The organism is Apilactobacillus zhangqiuensis, assembly GCF_019656215.1.
GTDB lineage: Bacteria > Bacillota > Bacilli > Lactobacillales > Lactobacillaceae > Apilactobacillus > Apilactobacillus zhangqiuensis.
Map to the genome: position 1 here is coordinate 48,734 of NZ_BPLK01000005.1, position 17,107 is coordinate 65,840.

Genomic DNA, 17,107 nt, shown 5'->3' on the forward strand with positions numbered 1-17,107 from the left:
TAGTCTATTTTCTCTTCATAATATCAATGCTCTTTAATGATTCACCAGTTCCGATTGCAACACAATCTAGCGGGTTCTTAGCGATTGAAACTGGAACCTTAGTAGCTTCTGAAATAACTTGTGGTAAGTTCTTCAATAAAGCACCACCACCAGTTAAGACAATACCATGATCGATAACATCGGCAGAGATTTCTGGAGATGTTTCTTCAAGGGTTTCCTTAACAGTTCCAATGATTTCTTGAATTGGTTCTGAAATAGCGTTTGCTACGTCTTCAGCAGTAATTTCCACACTCTTTGGTAAACCAGTTAGTAGGTATCTACCACGAATAGTAACGTTTTCGATATCTTTAGCACCTTCAATTGAAGCTGAACCGATATCCCATTTTAGCTTTTCAGCAGTTCTTTCACCGATTAGTAGGTTGTACTTCTTTCTGATGTATGCAGCAATTGCGTCATTTAGACGGTCACCGGCAACACGAAGTGATCTACTTGATACGATACCACCTAATGAGATAGTAGCAACATCAGTAGTACCACCACCAATATCAACAACCATGCTACCAGTTGGATCCATGATTGGTAGACCAGCACCAATGGCAGCTGCAAAAGGTTCTTCAATTACGTAAGCGTCCTTTGCACCAGCAACACGAGTTGCATCGATTACGGCTCTCTTTTCAACAGCAGTAATACCACTTGGTACACAGACCATAACGTAAGGCTTACCTGAAGCATGACCTACAGTCTTGTTAATGTAGTATTTTAGCATTGTAACAGTAGTTTCATAGTCAGCAATTACCCCATCTTTCATAGGTCTAATTGCAGAAATACTAGCAGGAGTACGACCAATCATATCTCTTGCTTCTTGTCCAACTGCAACGATTTCTCCAGTTCTTGTATTTTTAGCAACAACTGAAGGTTCTCTTAACACAATTTCTTTACCATCAACGTAAACAATTGTGTTGGCAGTTCCTAAATCAATTCCAATATTTTTAGTTCCAAATCCAAACACAGTTTTTCATCCCTTCATAATTACATTTGGCTGGCTATTTTTAATTTCACCTTTTTTTGCATACTTTCTAAGTATACCATAGTTATTTTTTAATTTTTAATAACACTCTCTAGTGTATACGATTTTGCAACATTTATCATTAAAGAATTTAAAATTTAACAATTTTTTATTCTAAATTGAACAATTTTCGTACATCAGAGATAAAATATAGTGATCCAGTGATTAAAATCATGTCATCTTCTGACATTTCACCTGCAGTTTGAGCAATTGCTCGCTTCCAATCATCGATAATAATTACTTCATTTTTCGCCTTAACTTGACCACTAATCTCATCGACATCCACACTTTGTCGTGAACCATATGCTTCAAACTTAGTTAATACTAAATGAACATTCTTAATACTACCTAAAATATTTAACATATCCATATAATCTTTATCGGCTAAAATCCCAATAATAATGTAAATTTCGTTTGAAGAAAAATCTGCGGTTAACAACTTTTTAATTTCACTTACTGCATCGATATTGTGAGCTCCATCTAACACCACCAGCGGTTGGTCGTTAACCCTTTCAAAACGACCTGGCCATGTTGTGTTGTAAATTCCATTAACAATAGCAGAACTATTAACATCCAGTCCTTTATCCTGTTGATGCAAAACATAAGCTTTAATGGCACAGGCTGCATTATGTGGTTGGTAAAAACCTAACAAGCTCGTTTTAATGTTACGAATCAAATTATCATCATCTTCATAATCAAATGACTGTTGCCAGTTATTGTTCACGACCGGTTTGGAAGTATCGAATTCATTTCCGTAAGCATATAGTGGAGCATCTAATTCTGATGCCTTATTCTTGAACACTTCCATTGCGTCGTCATCGACCTTACCAATTACTACCGGACGATTTTGTTTAATAATTCCCGCTTTTTGACTAGCAATTTTAGGAATCGTATCACCTAGTAACTTCATGTGATCCATCCCAATAGTAGTAATTATTGATACTGTGGGGTCAAAAACATTGGTGGAGTCCAAAATACCACCAATGCCAACCTCCACAATCACCACATCAACTGGATGCTTTGAAAAGTATAAAAACATCATTGCTGTGATAATTTCAAATTCTGTAGGACCACCACCGGGTATCGTTTCATCCATCTCTTCGGCAATTGGTTTAATGGTTTCAACTAATTTAACCAATTCGTCATCTAAGATTGGATTGCCATTCACACTGATGCGTTCATTGAATTTAATCAAAAATGGTGATGTGAATGTTCCGACCGTTTCGTTATCGGCTTGGAAAATGTTTCTAAGATAAGCAACCGTGGACCCTTTACCATTAGTTCCTGCAACGTGGATTGCATTAACCCCATCTTGTGGATTGCCCAAGCGATTTAGCAAGTCCTTGATAATATCTAGGCTTGGATGCTTTTTAAACTTATATCTACCATGGATAAAGCTAAGTGCTGTTTGATAATCCATTTTTGTCATCCCTTCAAAAAAGAGCCGGACATCTCGTCCGACTCTTTAATTAATCTAAATTACTTTTGACTCTTAATTTCTTCTAGTCGTTGCTTTGCAGCATCTAACTTAGATTGGTTATCAGCTTGCTTTTCTTTTTCAGCGTTAACAACTTGTTCTGGAGCGTTGTCAACAAACTTCTTGTTAGCAAGTTTCTTTTCGGCACGTTGTACCTCAAATGTGTAGTTTTCGATTTCCTTTTCGATTCTAGCAATTTCTTCGTCTAAATCAACTAGTTCGGCTAAAGGAATACTGATTTCAGCATCAGTCATGATTCCAGTCATAGCTAACTTAGGAGCTACAACATCTGAACCAATTGATAGTTCCTTTGGATGACAGAATCGATCAATGTAATGCTTGTTTTCTTCGAAGATGTTCTTCAAGTCGTCATTATCAGTCTTAACCAATAGGTCGATTGATGATGACATTGGCGCATTAGCTTGTGATCTAATATTTCTAACAACCTTAATCAATTCGATTAGAGCAGCCATATCTTTTTCTGCTTTAGCATCCTTGAATTCATCATGGTTAACTGGGTATGGAGCAACCACGATTGAATCACCTTCGTGAGGCATTGTTAACCAAATCTTTTCAGTAACAAATGGCATCATTGGGTGCATTAGTTTCAAAATCTTGTCTAGTGTGTAAGCTAGGATGTTTCTAGTGTTATTCTTAGCCTTTTCATCGTCACCAGTTAGAGTTTCTTTACTCATTTCAATGTACCAGTCACAGAAGTCATTCCAAATGAAGTCATATAATGCACGACCAGCTTCACCAAAGTTGTACTTTTCAAAGTGATCAGTAACTTGGTTTACCACGCTGTTTAGCTTACTTAAAATCCACTTGTCAGCTAGATTCCATTCTGATGAATCAGGTAATTCTGGTTTTTCCATATCACCTAAGTTCATGATTACGTAACGACTAGCGTTCCATAACTTGTTAATGAAGTTCCAAGCAGCTTCAATCTTTTCGTAACTGAAACGAACGTCTTGTCCTGCTGTATTACCGGTAGCTAAGAACCAACGCAATGCGTCAACCCCATACTTATCGATAACATCCATTGGATCAATACCATTACCAAGTGACTTACTCATCTTACGACCTTGTGCATCACGCATTAAACCGTGAAGTAAAACATCCTTGAATGGACGACGGTTAGTAAATGTTAAACTTTGGAAAATCATTCTTGATACCCAGAAGAAGATGATATCGTAACCAGTAACTAAAGTATTAGTTGGGAAGTAACGTTTGAAGTCTTCTGAGTCTTCGTCGGGCCAACCTAGAGTTGAGAATGGCCATAATGCTGATGAGAACCAAGTATCTAGAACGTCTGGATCTTGTTCCCAGTTTTCAGCATCCTTAGGAGCTTCCATTCCAACATACATTTCGCCTGTTTGCTTGTTGTACCATGCTGGAATTCTGTGACCCCACCATAATTGTCTAGAAATAACCCAATCATGAATGTTATCCATCCATTGAGTGAATGTATTTTCAAAACGTTCTGGCACGAAGTTAACCTTGTCGTCAGTTGATTGGTTCTTAACTGCACGGTCAGCTAGTGGTTGCATCTTAACGAACCATTGAGTTGAAAGTCTTGATTCAACTTGTACACCGGTTCTTTCTGAGTGACCGACTGAGTGAACAATTGGGTCAATCTTTAGCATGTAACCTTGGTCTTCTAGATCGGCAACCATTGCTTTTCTAGCATCAAAACGATCCATACCAACGTACTTGCCGGCATTTTCGTTCATAGTTGCGTCACCGTTCATAGTGTTAATACGTTTTAAGTCATGTCTGTTACCAACCTTGAAGTCATTAGGGTCATGGGCTGGAGTAATCTTAACCATACCAGTACCGAATTCAGGGTCTACATATTGGTCAGCGATGATAGGAATCTCTCTTTGTACTAGAGGAACCATAATCTTCTTACCAACGATGTCTTTGTATCTTTCATCACTTGGGTTAACAGCTACGGCAACATCCCCAAACATAGTTTCAGGACGTGTAGTGGCAATTTCAATGTAGTCTTTACCATCAAAAGTAGTACCGTCTACAAATGGGTACTTAACATGGTAGAAAGCACCTTTATCGTCTTTATGAATAACTTCAATATCTGATAAAGCAGTTTGTGCTTGTGGATCCCAGTTAATAATGTATTCACCACGGTAGATTAAACCTTGATTATATAAATCAACGAAAACCTTACGAACAGCTTCTGATAAACCATCGTCTAAAGTGAAACGTTCACGTGAGTAATCAAGTGAAAGTCCCATCTTAGCCCATTGCTTCTTGATAGTTGCTGCGTATTCATCTTTCCATTCCCAAACTTTGTCGACAAACTTTTCACGACCTAGATTGTAACGAGAAACACCTTGGTCTCTTAGCTTTGCTTCAACCTTAGCTTGAGTAGCGATACCAGCATGGTCCATACCAGGAACCCATAGAGTATCGTATCCTAACATTCTCTTTTGTCTGATTAACATGTCTTGTAGGGTTGTATCCCATGCATGTCCTAAATGAAGCTTACCTGTAACATTTGGTGGTGGTAAAACGATTGAGTAAGGTTTAGCCTTCTTGTCACCACTTGGTTTGAAAACGTCTTGTTCTAGCCATTTTTCATAACGACCAGATTCAACGGCGTTATGGTCATACTTTGTAGACATTTCAGTTTCTTTTGCCATAGTCCATCCCTCCAGTAAATAAAAAGAGCACTCCATCCAATAGGACGAAGTGCTCGCGGTACCACCTAATTTAAAGCATTAACAAATACTTTCTCTTAATCCAATTAACGATGGCCCGTTCATATCTAAATTATCAATATCAATATGAATGCTCACAAGCTACCTTCATTTTAATAACGGAAAGATGTCTCACCTAATCATCTTTTCTCTGATACTCACTATCAAAATTACTCTCTTGATCTTCGCATTTGTAATCTATATTGATTATATTAGACAATTTTTGGAAAATCGTCAACTCTATTTGTTTAATTTTTCAACAACAGCTTCTGCTTCTTTGAAATCTGGTTGTGAACCGATTTCTTCAACAACTTGACGGTAAACAATTTCACCGTTGGCATCGATTGCAAAAACCATACGTGCTAATGCGTCAATATCCTTAACATAAGTACCTGAAGCCATACCAAACTTATTATCAGCATCTGATAATAAGTGCATGCTTTCAACACCTTTGGCTGCACACCAATCTTTTTGTTCTTCAACTGTGTTCTTTGAAATAGTGTAGAATTCAACATTTTCGTACTTATCTGATTTTCTGTTGAACTTCTTAGCTTCTAAACTACATGCTCTTGAGTTAACATCTGGAACAGTCAAAATTAAAGCAGGACGTCCGATGAAATCCTTGTTAGTAAATTCCTTGTTGTTAGCATCTAGGACTTTGAAATCTGGTAGTGATTGACCCTTATCCATTGGTTCCTTGATTGTTTCTACTGGTTTGTCTAAAAATTTTAATTGCATGTTATAAATCTCCTTAATTGGTAGTTGCTAAATATTTAAAATACAACTTACACGATTAATTTGCAAGCAAAAAGAAAAGAGACCATCAATTACGATGATCTCTTTTATAGATTATAGTAATTCAGCGAATACGTCTTCTTGAGCGTTCAAGAATTCTTCCCCTGGTTTAATGTCGATAATCTTAACTTTGTCTAATGAACGTTGCATTAATCCTTCAACATCAATTAACTTTTCACATGCTCTAGTCTTTTCTAGATCAGGCTTAGTCTTTGGTGCTGGTGGAGTAAAGACTGTACAACAGTCTTCAAATGGCATAATTGATAGATCATAAGTATCAATTCTTTCAGCAATCTTAATGATTTCTGTCTTATCCATTGAAAGTAGTGGCTTTAATACCGGAACAGTTGTTACGTCATTAATTGCCATCATACTTTCAAGAGTTTGTGATGCCACTTGGCCTAATGATTCACCAGTAAAGACACCTTTGCAGTGTCTGTCTAATGTCAATTTAGCGGCTAGTCTTAACATCATACGACGTTGAATAGTCATTAAGTATCCTTCAGGAACCTTTTCCTTAATTTCTTCTTGAATTTCAGTAAATGGAACTTGAATGAATTGAATGTTACCACCAAAACGAGTTAACTTAGCAGCTAATTCTTTTGCCTTAGCTAATGCTTGCTCACTTGTGTATGGAGGACTATAGAAGTGAACCATATCTAGTTTCACTCCACGTTTCATTCCCATGTATGCTGCAACTGGTGAATCAATTCCACCAGAAAGCATCATAGTGGCACGACCACCAGTACCCACTGGTAATCCACCTGCACCATCAATGGTTTCACTTGATAAGAAGATTCCATTCATACGAACTTCAACTCTTAACTTAATGTCAGGGTTCTTCATTTTAACCTTGATACCATCAACATTACTCAAGATGTATCCACCTAAAGCATCGTTAATGTCGTGAGTGTCCATTGGGAAATGCTTATCTTGTCGACGAGTGTCAATCTTAAAGGTCATACCGTCTTTGAATTGGGCTTTAACCATTTCAACGGCGGTTTCTTTAACCTTATCGATATCCTTTTCTACCTTGATTGAAGGTGAAAAGTTTTCAATTCCAAAAACATCCTTTAAACGTTCGATAACTTTATCTGAGTCATCCCCGTTCAAAGTAACGTGTAAACGATCTCGCTTAGCACTTACCTTTAGGTTTTCGAAATCATGCAACACTCTGTCAACGTTCTTGCCTAGTTGCTTAATAAAGTCTTTACGGTTCTTACCCTTAGTGGATAGTTCACCGTATCTGACCATTATTTCAGTATATTGCATTCACGGATTTCCTTTCTATGAGTTAATCTTTTTAAATCTTTCATAAAGTTCATCAAAGACTTCGTTAAAACGATCTGCTTCTTCCATTGTGTTATGTTCATCTAATGAAACACGCACAGCACTAGTTGCTTCGTCTTCATCAACCTTCATGGCTGATAAAGTCCCTGATGCAACGTGACGTTTAGAAGAACATGCACTTGTAGTGGAAATAAAGATTCCATGGCTTTCGAACGCATGGACGATGGTTTCACCACGAACACCCAAAATTGCAAAACATAAGATATGTGGTGCAAAGTGTTCGTTATCCTTTGAAAAGACCTTTACTTTATCAAATTTAGAAATATGTCCTAAAATATTTTGCTTGATTTTGCGTTGTTTTGCAACCTTTTTATCTTCATCATCTAATAATAGACGTAAAGCACGTGCCATTGCAGTGATTGCAGGCAAGTTTTCGGTACTACTTCTTAGGTTACGTTCTTGGCCCCCACCGGTAATCAATGGTGCGATTTTCTTACCACTACGTTTGTACATAAAACCGACACCTCTTGGTGCGTGGAACTTATGACCTGAGAATGTAGCAAAGTCAACACGATCATTGAAAATCAAATTTTGAATACCCTTACCAATTCCTTGAACAGAATCAATATGGTAACTGATATTAGGATAATCTTTCAAAAGTTCGCCGACTTCTTTAATTGGTTGGATAGCACCAATCTCATTATTTACGGCCATGATTGAAACCAAGATTGTGCTTGGTTGAATGGCTTTCTTTAAATCATCAACAGAAATACGACCTTCATCATCAACTGGCAAGTAAGTAACTTCGAAGCCTAATTGTGTCAATTGTTCAACGGAGTTTTTTACCGCAGGATGTTCAACAGAGCTTACGATAATGTGATTTCCATAGGCACGTTTTTCAAAGGCTGTTCCTTTGATTGCCCAGTTGTCACCTTCTGTTCCACCACTGGTAAATAATATTTCACTTGGTAAAACACCTAGTAATTTAGCAATTTGTGCTCTAGATTGTTCCAACAAATTGAATGATTGTTCACCAAATTGATGTAAACTAGATGGGTTTCCCCAAAATTCTTTGCTTACTTTATCGTAAGTTGCAACAACAGAATCATCTGGTTTTGTTGTGGCACTATTGTCAAAGTATATCATTATTACCCTTCTTCATTTTGGATTTGTCCGACTCAACTATATTTGTCATTATAACAGAAAAAAAGAAGTAACGTTTGAATGATATCAAAGTTACTTCTTTATTTTATTTGGTTGTTTTCTTTTCATTATAATATTCAGTTTCCATTTGCTTGTAAGCACCTGGATTTACCTTTTCGATGGCTGCAGCCATAGTAGCTAAACTCTTTTCATATTGGTAACGATTATCAAAGTAGTCTTTAGCTTGTACACAGGCAGCATTTAAATCTTCGTTAGCGTTCTTATAACGGTTAGCGAATTGCATCAAACGTTCTGACAACATCGCACTATCAACAATATTTTCAGTGTCTGATAACAAGTGATCCATTGTATCGGAGATATTTGCCAATTTTTGGTTAATTTCATCCATACTAATCTTCACTTGGTTAATTGATTCTGACAAGTTAGAAACTTCGTTGTAGACGTAGTCATAACGTTCTAAGAAGTCTTCCGTTAAACCAGGAAGATTCAAGTTGTCAATCTTTCTTCTAATGTTCAATAGTTGTAAATCAAACTTTTGAAGACTGTCTCTGGCAACTCTTTCCTCCTTGCTTAGTTCGGCAACAGAGTCGTTAATGTCTTTTTGTTGTTTTTCAATTGAACTTAGTTCTTGTTTAGCATCTTGTTGATGTTTTTGAATAACTGAGTATACTGCCTTGTTTCCGTTGATAGCATCATAATCATTGTTATAGATTGTTTCAATCTTACTGATTTTATCAGCTAATTCAGCAGTCTTTTCAATTTCATCGTGTTCCAAATTGTAGTTCTTGCTTAAACCATCCAATTCGTCGCTTAGGATGCGATTTTGGTTCTTAGCGTGGAAAATGAAGTCGTAAACTAGGCTAATGTTTTTCTTAACCTTGCGTTTTGCAACGATTTCTTTTTCCATGATGGCATACATTGAATCAATCGTTTCTTCAATATATGTACAAATCTTCTTAGTTTCTGGGATATCTAAATCAGCAAGTGATTTTAATCCTTCTTGGCATGATTCCTTTAGTGTATTGATAGTGTCATCAATATCATCTTCGACAAAGTTGTAATCGGTTTGAATCATTGTACGATGGCCACGTTCAATTTCATCTAATTGTCTTGGGAATTCCTTTGATAATGAAACGTATGTATCAGGAATAATCTTCATTAATTCATTCATTTCATTAATCAAATTGTTAATCTTACCAAGTAATTCTTCAGCCTTGTTTTGATCACCATTTTCAGTTTCGGCAACGAATTCTTCGTAAACACCCTTGATAGTGCTTAACTTATCTTCAAGATTGTCGCTACTTGGACCAAATGAATAGTTTTGGGATAGAAGTTGTTGGTTAATTTCTCTGATGGTGTTATCAACATCTTCAACGGCTTTACGATGCAAGCTATCAACTTCTTGTAACTTACTTAAGCCATCATCAATGTCGTTTAATTTACCATCAACAACTTCAATTGCATCCCCCAAGTCACCGATAGTAACTGTAGCAGATAATAGTTTGTAACTGTTAATGAAATCTTCTGCATCACTCATATTACTTCTGATACTTGTTAAATCTGAATTGGTAATTTTTTCATATTGTTCTTTGTATTCGTTGAATTTATCAAAAGATTCACCATTTAATTTAATTTTACCAGTTGCTTCTAACTCATCTTCGACCATTACGTCTTTTAGTTTAGCCCTTTTCTTCTCAAGACTGTCAAGTCGCTTAAATAGATTCTTTCGATAAAAGTATGTCGCTAATAGTAGTACTACTAGCACTATTATTATGAAAATAACCAAATCAATCATTTTGACATCTGTCCCCTTACAACTTTTTATTTTAATCTAATCTTTTTTTAGAATTAATCATTTGTATTTTTAATATTTTAATAATAAACTAATTAACTATATTCAATTATATCATACGAGATAATTATTAAAACACCTAATTATCAATATATACAAGGGAGTTTTCAATTATGAAAATCAATTCAATGTTAGCACAACAGTTAGACGCATTATTAACCGATGAACACAATAATGTTGCCAATATGGCAAACGCCTCTGCACTACTAATGCAAGAACTTCCAGATGTTAGTTGGACTGGGTTTTATACCTATGTAGATGATAAGAACGAATTAATCTTAGGTCCATTCCAAGGTAAAGTTGCTTGTGTCCACATTAAAATCGGTAGCGGTGTCTGTGGTACTGCTTTTGATAAAAACGAAACTATCCGCGTAGAAAACGTCAACGATTTTCCGGGTCACATTGCCTGTGATTCAAACAGTAAATCAGAAATCGTCATTCCAATTGAAAAGGATGGAATTAGATTTGGTGTCTTAGATATTGACGCCCCTATCTTCGATCGTTTTTCAAAAGAAGATCAAGAAATGCTAGAAGAATTTGTTAAAGTCTTTGAAAGCCACATTACCATTGACAACTAGTGGTAATAATCATACAATAACCTTTGTGTAAAATAATGCAGCAGTACACGGTAAGCTCGTCAACATATTGATGCCTATAAATGGTTCAATTAGTACCCCCACGGCTGCTGGGGTGAACATTGCAGAGCAATATGCACGAATACTAAGTGTACAGTGATTATTTTACTCCAAATAATAATTTTTATTGGAGGATATTTTTATGTCTAGATATACAGGTCCAAGTTGGAGAATTTCTCGTCGTCTTGGTATTTCACTTTCAGGTACTGGTAAAGAATTAGCTCGTCGCCCATACGCACCAGGTGACCACGGTCAAGGTCGTCGCGGTAAGCTATCAGAATACGGTACTCAATTGAAGGAAAAGCAAAAGCTACGTTTCATGTACGGTTTAACTGAACGTCAATTCTCAAAACTATTCGTTCGTGCGGGTAAGATTAGAGAAGGTCGTCACGGTGATAACTTCATGGTATTACTAGAACGTAGACTAGACAACGTTGTTTACCGTTTAGGTTTAGCAACAACTCGTCGTCAAGCTCGTCAATTAGTTAACCACGGTCACATCACTGTTGATGGCAAACGTGTTGACATTCCTTCATACGAAGTAAAAGTTGGTCAAGTCGTTTCAGTTCGTGAAAAGTCAAAAGACCTACAAATCATCAAGGAAGCTGTTGAAGCTGTTGTTGGTCGTCCACAATACGTTTCATTCGATGCTGACAAACTTGAAGGTTCTCTAACTAGATTACCTCAACGTGATGAAATGAATGCTGATATCGATGCATCACTAATCGTTGAATACTACAACAAGCTATAATTTCTGGTTATACTTGTTGCTCCAAAAAAGCGCTTTGCATTTGCAAAACGCTTTTTTTCTACCCTCTTTTAATTAATGATAGAATAGTAATAAGACACATAAATGAAAAGGAGCAATTAATATGAGTGAAGATGACGTAAGCAGTCGTTTAGAACAATCATCCATGGGTGGAACTCCAAAGGTTAACCCTGATGAACAACGCAGATACTTAGGAACTTTTAGAGAAAGAGTTTCCTTAGCAATCCAAATCAAAGATCTATCAAATCCAAATGCGGTGAATGCTCTTCAAAAAGAATTTGATAACAACAACAGTTACCAACTAATCATTAACGGTAATTTGGATCATGATGTTGTCTCCCCTTTTATCAGACTAGCATCACAAAATAACATCAAGTTCGTAATTAGGACTGACTCATTCTACCGTACCGCACCAGATAACTACGGTGTCGTTTACGCAAACAGTCAATCAATTAACGTTAACCCAGTTGATTTCGAGGAAAAATACAATCAACAAGATACTTCAGAAAATTCAACCAATGATTCTTCTGATAAGCAAACTAACCAATCATTCTTTGGTAAACTCAAAAATATTTTCAAATAAAGGTGATGATAAATTGCATCCACTAGCATACCGTATGCGTCCGAAAAAAATTGAAGACGTTGTCGGCCAACAAGACTTAGTCGGTCCTGGGAAGATTATCGATCGAATGGTAAAAGCCAAAATTTTATCATCAATGATTTTATACGGACCTCCTGGGACAGGTAAAACCAGTATTGCCAGCGCAATTGCCGGTTCAACTAAGTATGCATTTCGTCAATTAAATGCGGCTACAGATACCAAAAAGGACCTACAAATTGTCGCTGAAGAAGCTAAGATGTCCGGAACAGTCGTATTACTTTTAGATGAAATTCATCGTTTAGATAAAACCAAACAGGACTTCCTATTACCACTACTAGAAAGCGGTAATATTATTCTAATTGGTGCTACTACTGAAAACCCATATATCAATATCAATCCCGCCATTAGAAGTAGAACCCAAATATTTGAGGTTCACCCTCTTAACGAGGATGACATTAAATCAGCCGTAAAACGTGCTTTAGAAGACAAGGATAATGGTTTAGGTAATATGAACATCCAATTGGATGAAAACGCCCTACACTTCCTATCAACTAGCACCAACGGTGATTTAAGAAGTGCTTTAAACGCACTTGAACTAGCTGCTAAATCAACTACTCCTGATGATAAAGGCGTCATTCACATTACTTTAGAAGATGTTGAATCATGTCTTCAAAGAAAAGCGTTAACGCAAGACAAAAACGGTGATGCTCACTATGACGTTGTTTCAGCATTTCAAAAATCCATTCGTGGATCAGATGTTAACGCTGCCCTTCACTATGCCGGTCGCTTGATTGAATCCGGCGACTTAAATTCCATCAGTCGTCGTTTAATGGTTATCGCATATGAAGATGTGGGATTAGCTAATCCGGCAGCATGTGCTAGAACTGTTTCTGCAATCGAAGCTGCTAATAAGGTCGGTTTCCCAGAAGCTAGGATTCCACTAGCCAATGCGATTATTGAATTATGCCTATCACCAAAATCAAACACAGCAATGCGTGCGATTGATGCGGCAATTGCTAAAATCCGTACCGGTAACTATGGTGATATCCCAGATCATTTAAAGGACAGTCACTACTCTGGTGCCAAGAAATTAGGTCATGGTGTTAATTATAAATACGCCCACGATTATCCAAACGACTGGGTTAAACAACAATACCTACCTACCAAGATTAAAAACGATACTTACTATCAACCAAAAACTAACGGTAAAATTGAAAGTACGTTTAAACAACAATACGAAAAACTACTTCACGCACAACGTGATAAATAGGAGTTTCCCATGTTAATTAGAATTCTAGTATTATTAGCGACAATTGTATTATTTATGATTGGTCGTTTCCTTTTAAACCATACCGATAAGCCTTTTATGATGCTTCATCCCGAAAATAATAAAGGATTAGGTAAAATCGTTAAGTTCTTTGGAATTGTCTTTTGCATTCTAGCTGTCTTTTCAGCAATCGCAATTTTCATTCCAAATATCTTTTTCGTTACAACTATTATGGTAATAAGTTGTATAATATTATTGGTGATGGAGTTAATGTTACTTACATTCCTTACCAAGTAAATAGTTTGAGGTGAAAGAATATGTTACAAGATTACAGTCAAATTATGATTCCAATCGATGGTTCAAAAAACTCAAAGCTGGCATTCAACAAATCAATTGAAGTTGCAAAACACAATGATGCTGACTTACACATCGTTCACGTAATCGATACGCGATCATTCACTAACCTAGCTAATTTCGACTCATCAATGTTAGATGACGTTACTAGCCGTGTTAAAAGCTCACTAGAAAAATACTTAAAGAAAGCCCAAGATGCTGGAATTAAGAATGTTGATTACACAATCGAATACGGAGCTCCTAAATCAATTATCTCAAGAGATTTAGTTGATCGTTTCGATACTGATTTAATCATCATCGGTGCCAACGGACAAAGTGCTGCTGAACGTTTATTAATCGGTTCAGTTGCTTCATACGTAACTCGTGTAGCAGAATGTGATGTCTTAATTGTAAAATCAGACTTAGACAACAAAGTAGAAAAATAAACAAAAAAGACCTGGAAATGATTCCAGGTCTTTTTTTATTCTACCGTCCAATCATCATTGACTGATAATGGATTGTTCTCACTTAAAAACTGTTTCCAGTATTCGAATACTCCATTGGGTTGATTCAGCTTTTCAAATTTAATATCAATCCCCTTACTTTCGATGCCAACAATACTTCTATAGAAGGCGCGACATGATATCTTCTTTAAATAACTAGAATCACCCGTTAGGTTTAGCGTTGTACAGATTGAATCAAGTTCGCGGTACAAGATTAAGAATTGCATATCCTCAATGTCTGAACTACTCATTTGCTTAGTCATTTCGATTGTTTCAACCACATATTGATAAGCAATGGAGAATTTTCTCATTGCAAAATAATCAATCGCAAGCATTCCCATGATGACCATTCTCTGCATACTAATCTCATTCTTGTCGTAAAAATTATAGTTCAGTCTCTGGAGTTCATCCACAGAAACACTATAATTTTTCTTACTGAGTTGAACTGCAGCATGAATGATTTGGAAATACTTAATGTCTTCTTTATCTTCCAAGTCATCTTCATACTTATCCAGTTTCGACTGAATCTCGTCTGGAATGCATAAAGCTGCACAAAATGGAATACTATTGATTTCGTAACTGGCCACTTTCTTCTCGTTTTCAATTACCTTATCAATATCTAGTAACAATATCTTACAAATGTTTTTGACAACATATAGACTAATTTGGTGGTCGTAACTGCCATTTTCAATTTGACAAATTACTGGTTGTGTACAAGCTACTCGTTTAGCTAATTGGCATTGAGTTATGTTTAAACTTTTACGTCGCTTCTTAATTAAAGTGCCGTTAATATTCATTCTAAAATCCTTTCTTTTAATCACGCTTTAAAACTATCATTTAATTCTTTATGTCTGAAACAATCTAATTCATGATCATTAATCACCCCTACTGATTGTATATATGAATAGAGTGTTGTTGGTCCGACACGTTTAAATCCAGCATCTTTAAATCTTTTTACATATGGCTTAATGAATTCTTTGATGTCATCCTTATTGTTGTCGTTTAGTCCATCCATTTGCGTAAAATCAAATGGTTCCCATGTTAAATGAACTAAGTCGATATTCATACAAGCCTTAGCATTTTGAATTGTGGCAACTATCTTCGCCCTATTTCGAATAATTCCTTCGTCATTCATCAATTTATCAACATCTTCATCGTTAAAACGACTGATTTTATCCACGTCAAAATTAGCAAAGTCTTCTCTAAACGCTTCTCTTTTACGTAAGACCGTTGCCCAAGATAGTCCGGCTTGAAATATCTCCAATGTTAAACATTCAAACAATTCAGATACTTTCTGCTTTGGAACTCCCCATTCCTTATCGTGATAAACTAACATATCGGTGCTATCGCTAGCCCATACACATCTTTTCATATTTCATAATTCCTTTCGGTGATTTTCACTCTATTACATACGTATAAAAACACAAACTTTTTTGGTTAATTTAATACTTTCTTAAACAATTTTCCTACAAAAAAAGAGATAATCCAAAGGATTACCTCTTTTTTCATATTATGATAATGGTTTGAAATCGTGAATAATGTTGTTTCGACGATCAAATTCTTTGTAAGCTAGGTCGATTAATCTATCAATTAGTTCAGTGTAACTGATACCTGAAGCTTCCCATAGTTGTGGGTATAGACTAATGTTAGTGAAACCAGGTAATGTATTAACTTCTCCTAGATAAGGAACACCTTCCTTAGATACCAAGAAGTCAATACGAGCTAGTCCCTTTAGACCTAATGCCTTGTATCCGCGTAGTGCTAAGTCAGTAATTTCGTCTGATAGTGATTCTGGAATATCAACTGGAATATCAAACTTAACTTGGCTAGCGTCAACGAACTTGTTGTCATAAGTGTAGAATTTGTCTTCCTTAGGAACACGAATGGCACCAACTTGAGAAGCAATTGGTTTTTCATTACCTAAGATTGAGATTTCTAATTCTTCTGGACCGTTGATTGCTTGTTCAGCTAGGATCTTGTAATCGTATCTGAATGCATCCTTTAGTCCGTCTTCAAACTCTTGTTCGTTTGTTACCTTGTGAATACCAACTGATGAACCTTGGTTGGCAGGCTTCAAGAAGATTACGTCACCGAATTCTGCTTGTAGTTTAGCGTATGAGAATTGGTCCTTGTTGTCAGGAGTAATTAAGTGGTAGTTTGTGTTTCTAACTCCTGCTAGGTTTAACATCTTCTTAGTAATGTCTTTATCAAAGCCCATTGCTGATTCCAAGATACCACTACCAACGTATGGCTTATGTAGTAATCTTAGTAGACCTTGGATAGTACCATCTTCACCCAAGTTACCGTGAACGATTGGGAAGAACACGTCAATATCCTTAGTCTTTGATAAGTTTTTAATTGGGGCCAATGGATCTGAGAAGTCTAAGTTCTTAACAGCTTCTTCAACCACAGCATCTTCAGGTTCACCATCAAACACACGGTGTGATGATTCATTATCTAAGATAATTCCTGTCTTAGTAATTAAGAATAAGCTAATATCGTACTTATCTTTATCCATCGCATCATAAATGTTATGAGCTGAACGTTTTGAAACATCATGTTCTGATGAATCTCCACCGAAAAGTAATGCTAAATGAGTCTTTTTCATCATTTTATACCGTCCTATCAATAATTC

15 protein-coding genes and 1 other annotated feature are annotated in these 17,107 nt (G+C 36.3%); of the genes, 5 read left to right on the forward strand and 10 right to left on the reverse strand.

Annotated elements, in window-relative coordinates:
- Nucleotides 1-4 precede the first annotated feature (4 nt).
- The 7 genes from K5Q07_RS05640 to K5Q07_RS05670 form a co-directional block, all read right to left on the reverse strand.
- Nucleotides 5-1,009 carry a rod shape-determining protein gene (locus K5Q07_RS05640; RefSeq protein WP_054606401.1) on the reverse strand — a complete coding sequence of 335 codons (1,005 nt, stop codon included), beginning with the start codon at nt 1,007-1,009 and terminating at the stop codon, nt 5-7.
- A 166-nt stretch (nt 1,010-1,175) separates the two neighbouring features.
- A complete protein-coding gene (locus K5Q07_RS05645; protein WP_220730106.1) occupies nt 1,176-2,486 on the reverse strand; it encodes a bifunctional folylpolyglutamate synthase/dihydrofolate synthase in 1,311 nt (436 codons plus the stop codon).
- A gap of 59 nt (nt 2,487-2,545) precedes the next feature.
- Nucleotides 2,546-5,206 (reverse strand): valine--tRNA ligase, encoded by a 2,661-nt coding sequence (locus K5Q07_RS05650; RefSeq protein WP_220730107.1) that lies wholly within the window; start codon nt 5,204-5,206, stop codon nt 2,546-2,548.
- A 37-nt stretch (nt 5,207-5,243) separates the two neighbouring features.
- Nucleotides 5,244-5,458, reverse strand: a binding site (T-box leader).
- A gap of 45 nt (nt 5,459-5,503) precedes the next feature.
- The gene (locus K5Q07_RS05655; RefSeq protein ID WP_220730108.1) at nt 5,504-6,001 is read right to left on the reverse strand and encodes a peroxiredoxin; all 498 of its coding nucleotides are present in this window, start codon (nt 5,999-6,001) and stop codon (nt 5,504-5,506) included.
- 111 nt (nt 6,002-6,112) lie between these two features.
- Nucleotides 6,113-7,330, reverse strand: a complete 1,218-nt coding sequence (gene thiI / locus K5Q07_RS05660) for a tRNA uracil 4-sulfurtransferase ThiI (RefSeq protein ID WP_220730109.1) — start codon at nt 7,328-7,330, stop codon at nt 6,113-6,115.
- A gap of 15 nt (nt 7,331-7,345) precedes the next feature.
- Nucleotides 7,346-8,494: a cysteine desulfurase family protein gene (locus tag K5Q07_RS05665; protein WP_220730110.1), complete on the reverse strand. Its 1,149-nt coding sequence runs from the start codon at nt 8,492-8,494 to the stop codon at nt 7,346-7,348.
- A gap of 103 nt (nt 8,495-8,597) precedes the next feature.
- Entirely contained in the window at nt 8,598-10,307 is a 1,710-nt protein-coding gene (locus K5Q07_RS05670; RefSeq protein ID WP_285289185.1) for a septation ring formation regulator EzrA, read from the reverse strand.
- A gap of 170 nt (nt 10,308-10,477) precedes the next feature.
- Between K5Q07_RS05670 and msrC the strand changes: the two genes are divergently transcribed.
- The 5 genes from msrC to K5Q07_RS05695 all read left to right on the forward strand — a co-directional run bounded on the left by msrC (nt 10,478) and on the right by K5Q07_RS05695 (nt 14,415).
- The gene (gene msrC / locus K5Q07_RS05675; RefSeq protein ID WP_220730112.1) at nt 10,478-10,942 is read left to right on the forward strand and encodes a free L-methionine (R)-S-oxide reductase MsrC; all 465 of its coding nucleotides are present in this window, start codon (nt 10,478-10,480) and stop codon (nt 10,940-10,942) included.
- A gap of 199 nt (nt 10,943-11,141) precedes the next feature.
- The gene (gene rpsD / locus K5Q07_RS05680) at nt 11,142-11,750 is read left to right on the forward strand and encodes a 30S ribosomal protein S4 (RefSeq protein ID WP_054606393.1); all 609 of its coding nucleotides are present in this window, start codon (nt 11,142-11,144) and stop codon (nt 11,748-11,750) included.
- A 121-nt stretch (nt 11,751-11,871) separates the two neighbouring features.
- Complete coding sequence (locus K5Q07_RS05685; RefSeq protein WP_220730113.1) at nt 11,872-12,351, forward strand: YueI family protein; 480 nt, start codon at nt 11,872-11,874, stop codon at nt 12,349-12,351.
- Between the two features lie 34 nt (nt 12,352-12,385).
- Nucleotides 12,386-13,639 (forward strand): replication-associated recombination protein A, encoded by a 1,254-nt coding sequence (locus K5Q07_RS05690; protein ID WP_251067645.1) that lies wholly within the window; start codon nt 12,386-12,388, stop codon nt 13,637-13,639.
- A gap of 314 nt (nt 13,640-13,953) precedes the next feature.
- Complete coding sequence (locus K5Q07_RS05695; protein WP_053792591.1) at nt 13,954-14,415, forward strand: universal stress protein; 462 nt, start codon at nt 13,954-13,956, stop codon at nt 14,413-14,415.
- A gap of 35 nt (nt 14,416-14,450) precedes the next feature.
- On the opposite strand, the gene K5Q07_RS05700 is transcribed toward K5Q07_RS05695, so the two are convergent.
- From K5Q07_RS05700 to K5Q07_RS05710, 3 genes are all read right to left on the reverse strand, one after another.
- Nucleotides 14,451-15,269, reverse strand: a complete 819-nt coding sequence (locus tag K5Q07_RS05700; RefSeq protein ID WP_220730115.1) for a helix-turn-helix transcriptional regulator — start codon at nt 15,267-15,269, stop codon at nt 14,451-14,453.
- Nucleotides 15,270-15,289: 20 nt separating this feature from the next.
- Complete coding sequence (locus tag K5Q07_RS05705; RefSeq protein ID WP_220730116.1) at nt 15,290-15,844, reverse strand: DNA-3-methyladenine glycosylase I; 555 nt, start codon at nt 15,842-15,844, stop codon at nt 15,290-15,292.
- Between the two features lie 138 nt (nt 15,845-15,982).
- Nucleotides 15,983-17,083, reverse strand: a complete 1,101-nt coding sequence (locus K5Q07_RS05710) for a D-alanine--D-alanine ligase family protein (protein ID WP_220730117.1) — start codon at nt 17,081-17,083, stop codon at nt 15,983-15,985.
- Nucleotides 17,084-17,107: the final 24 nt, after the last annotated feature.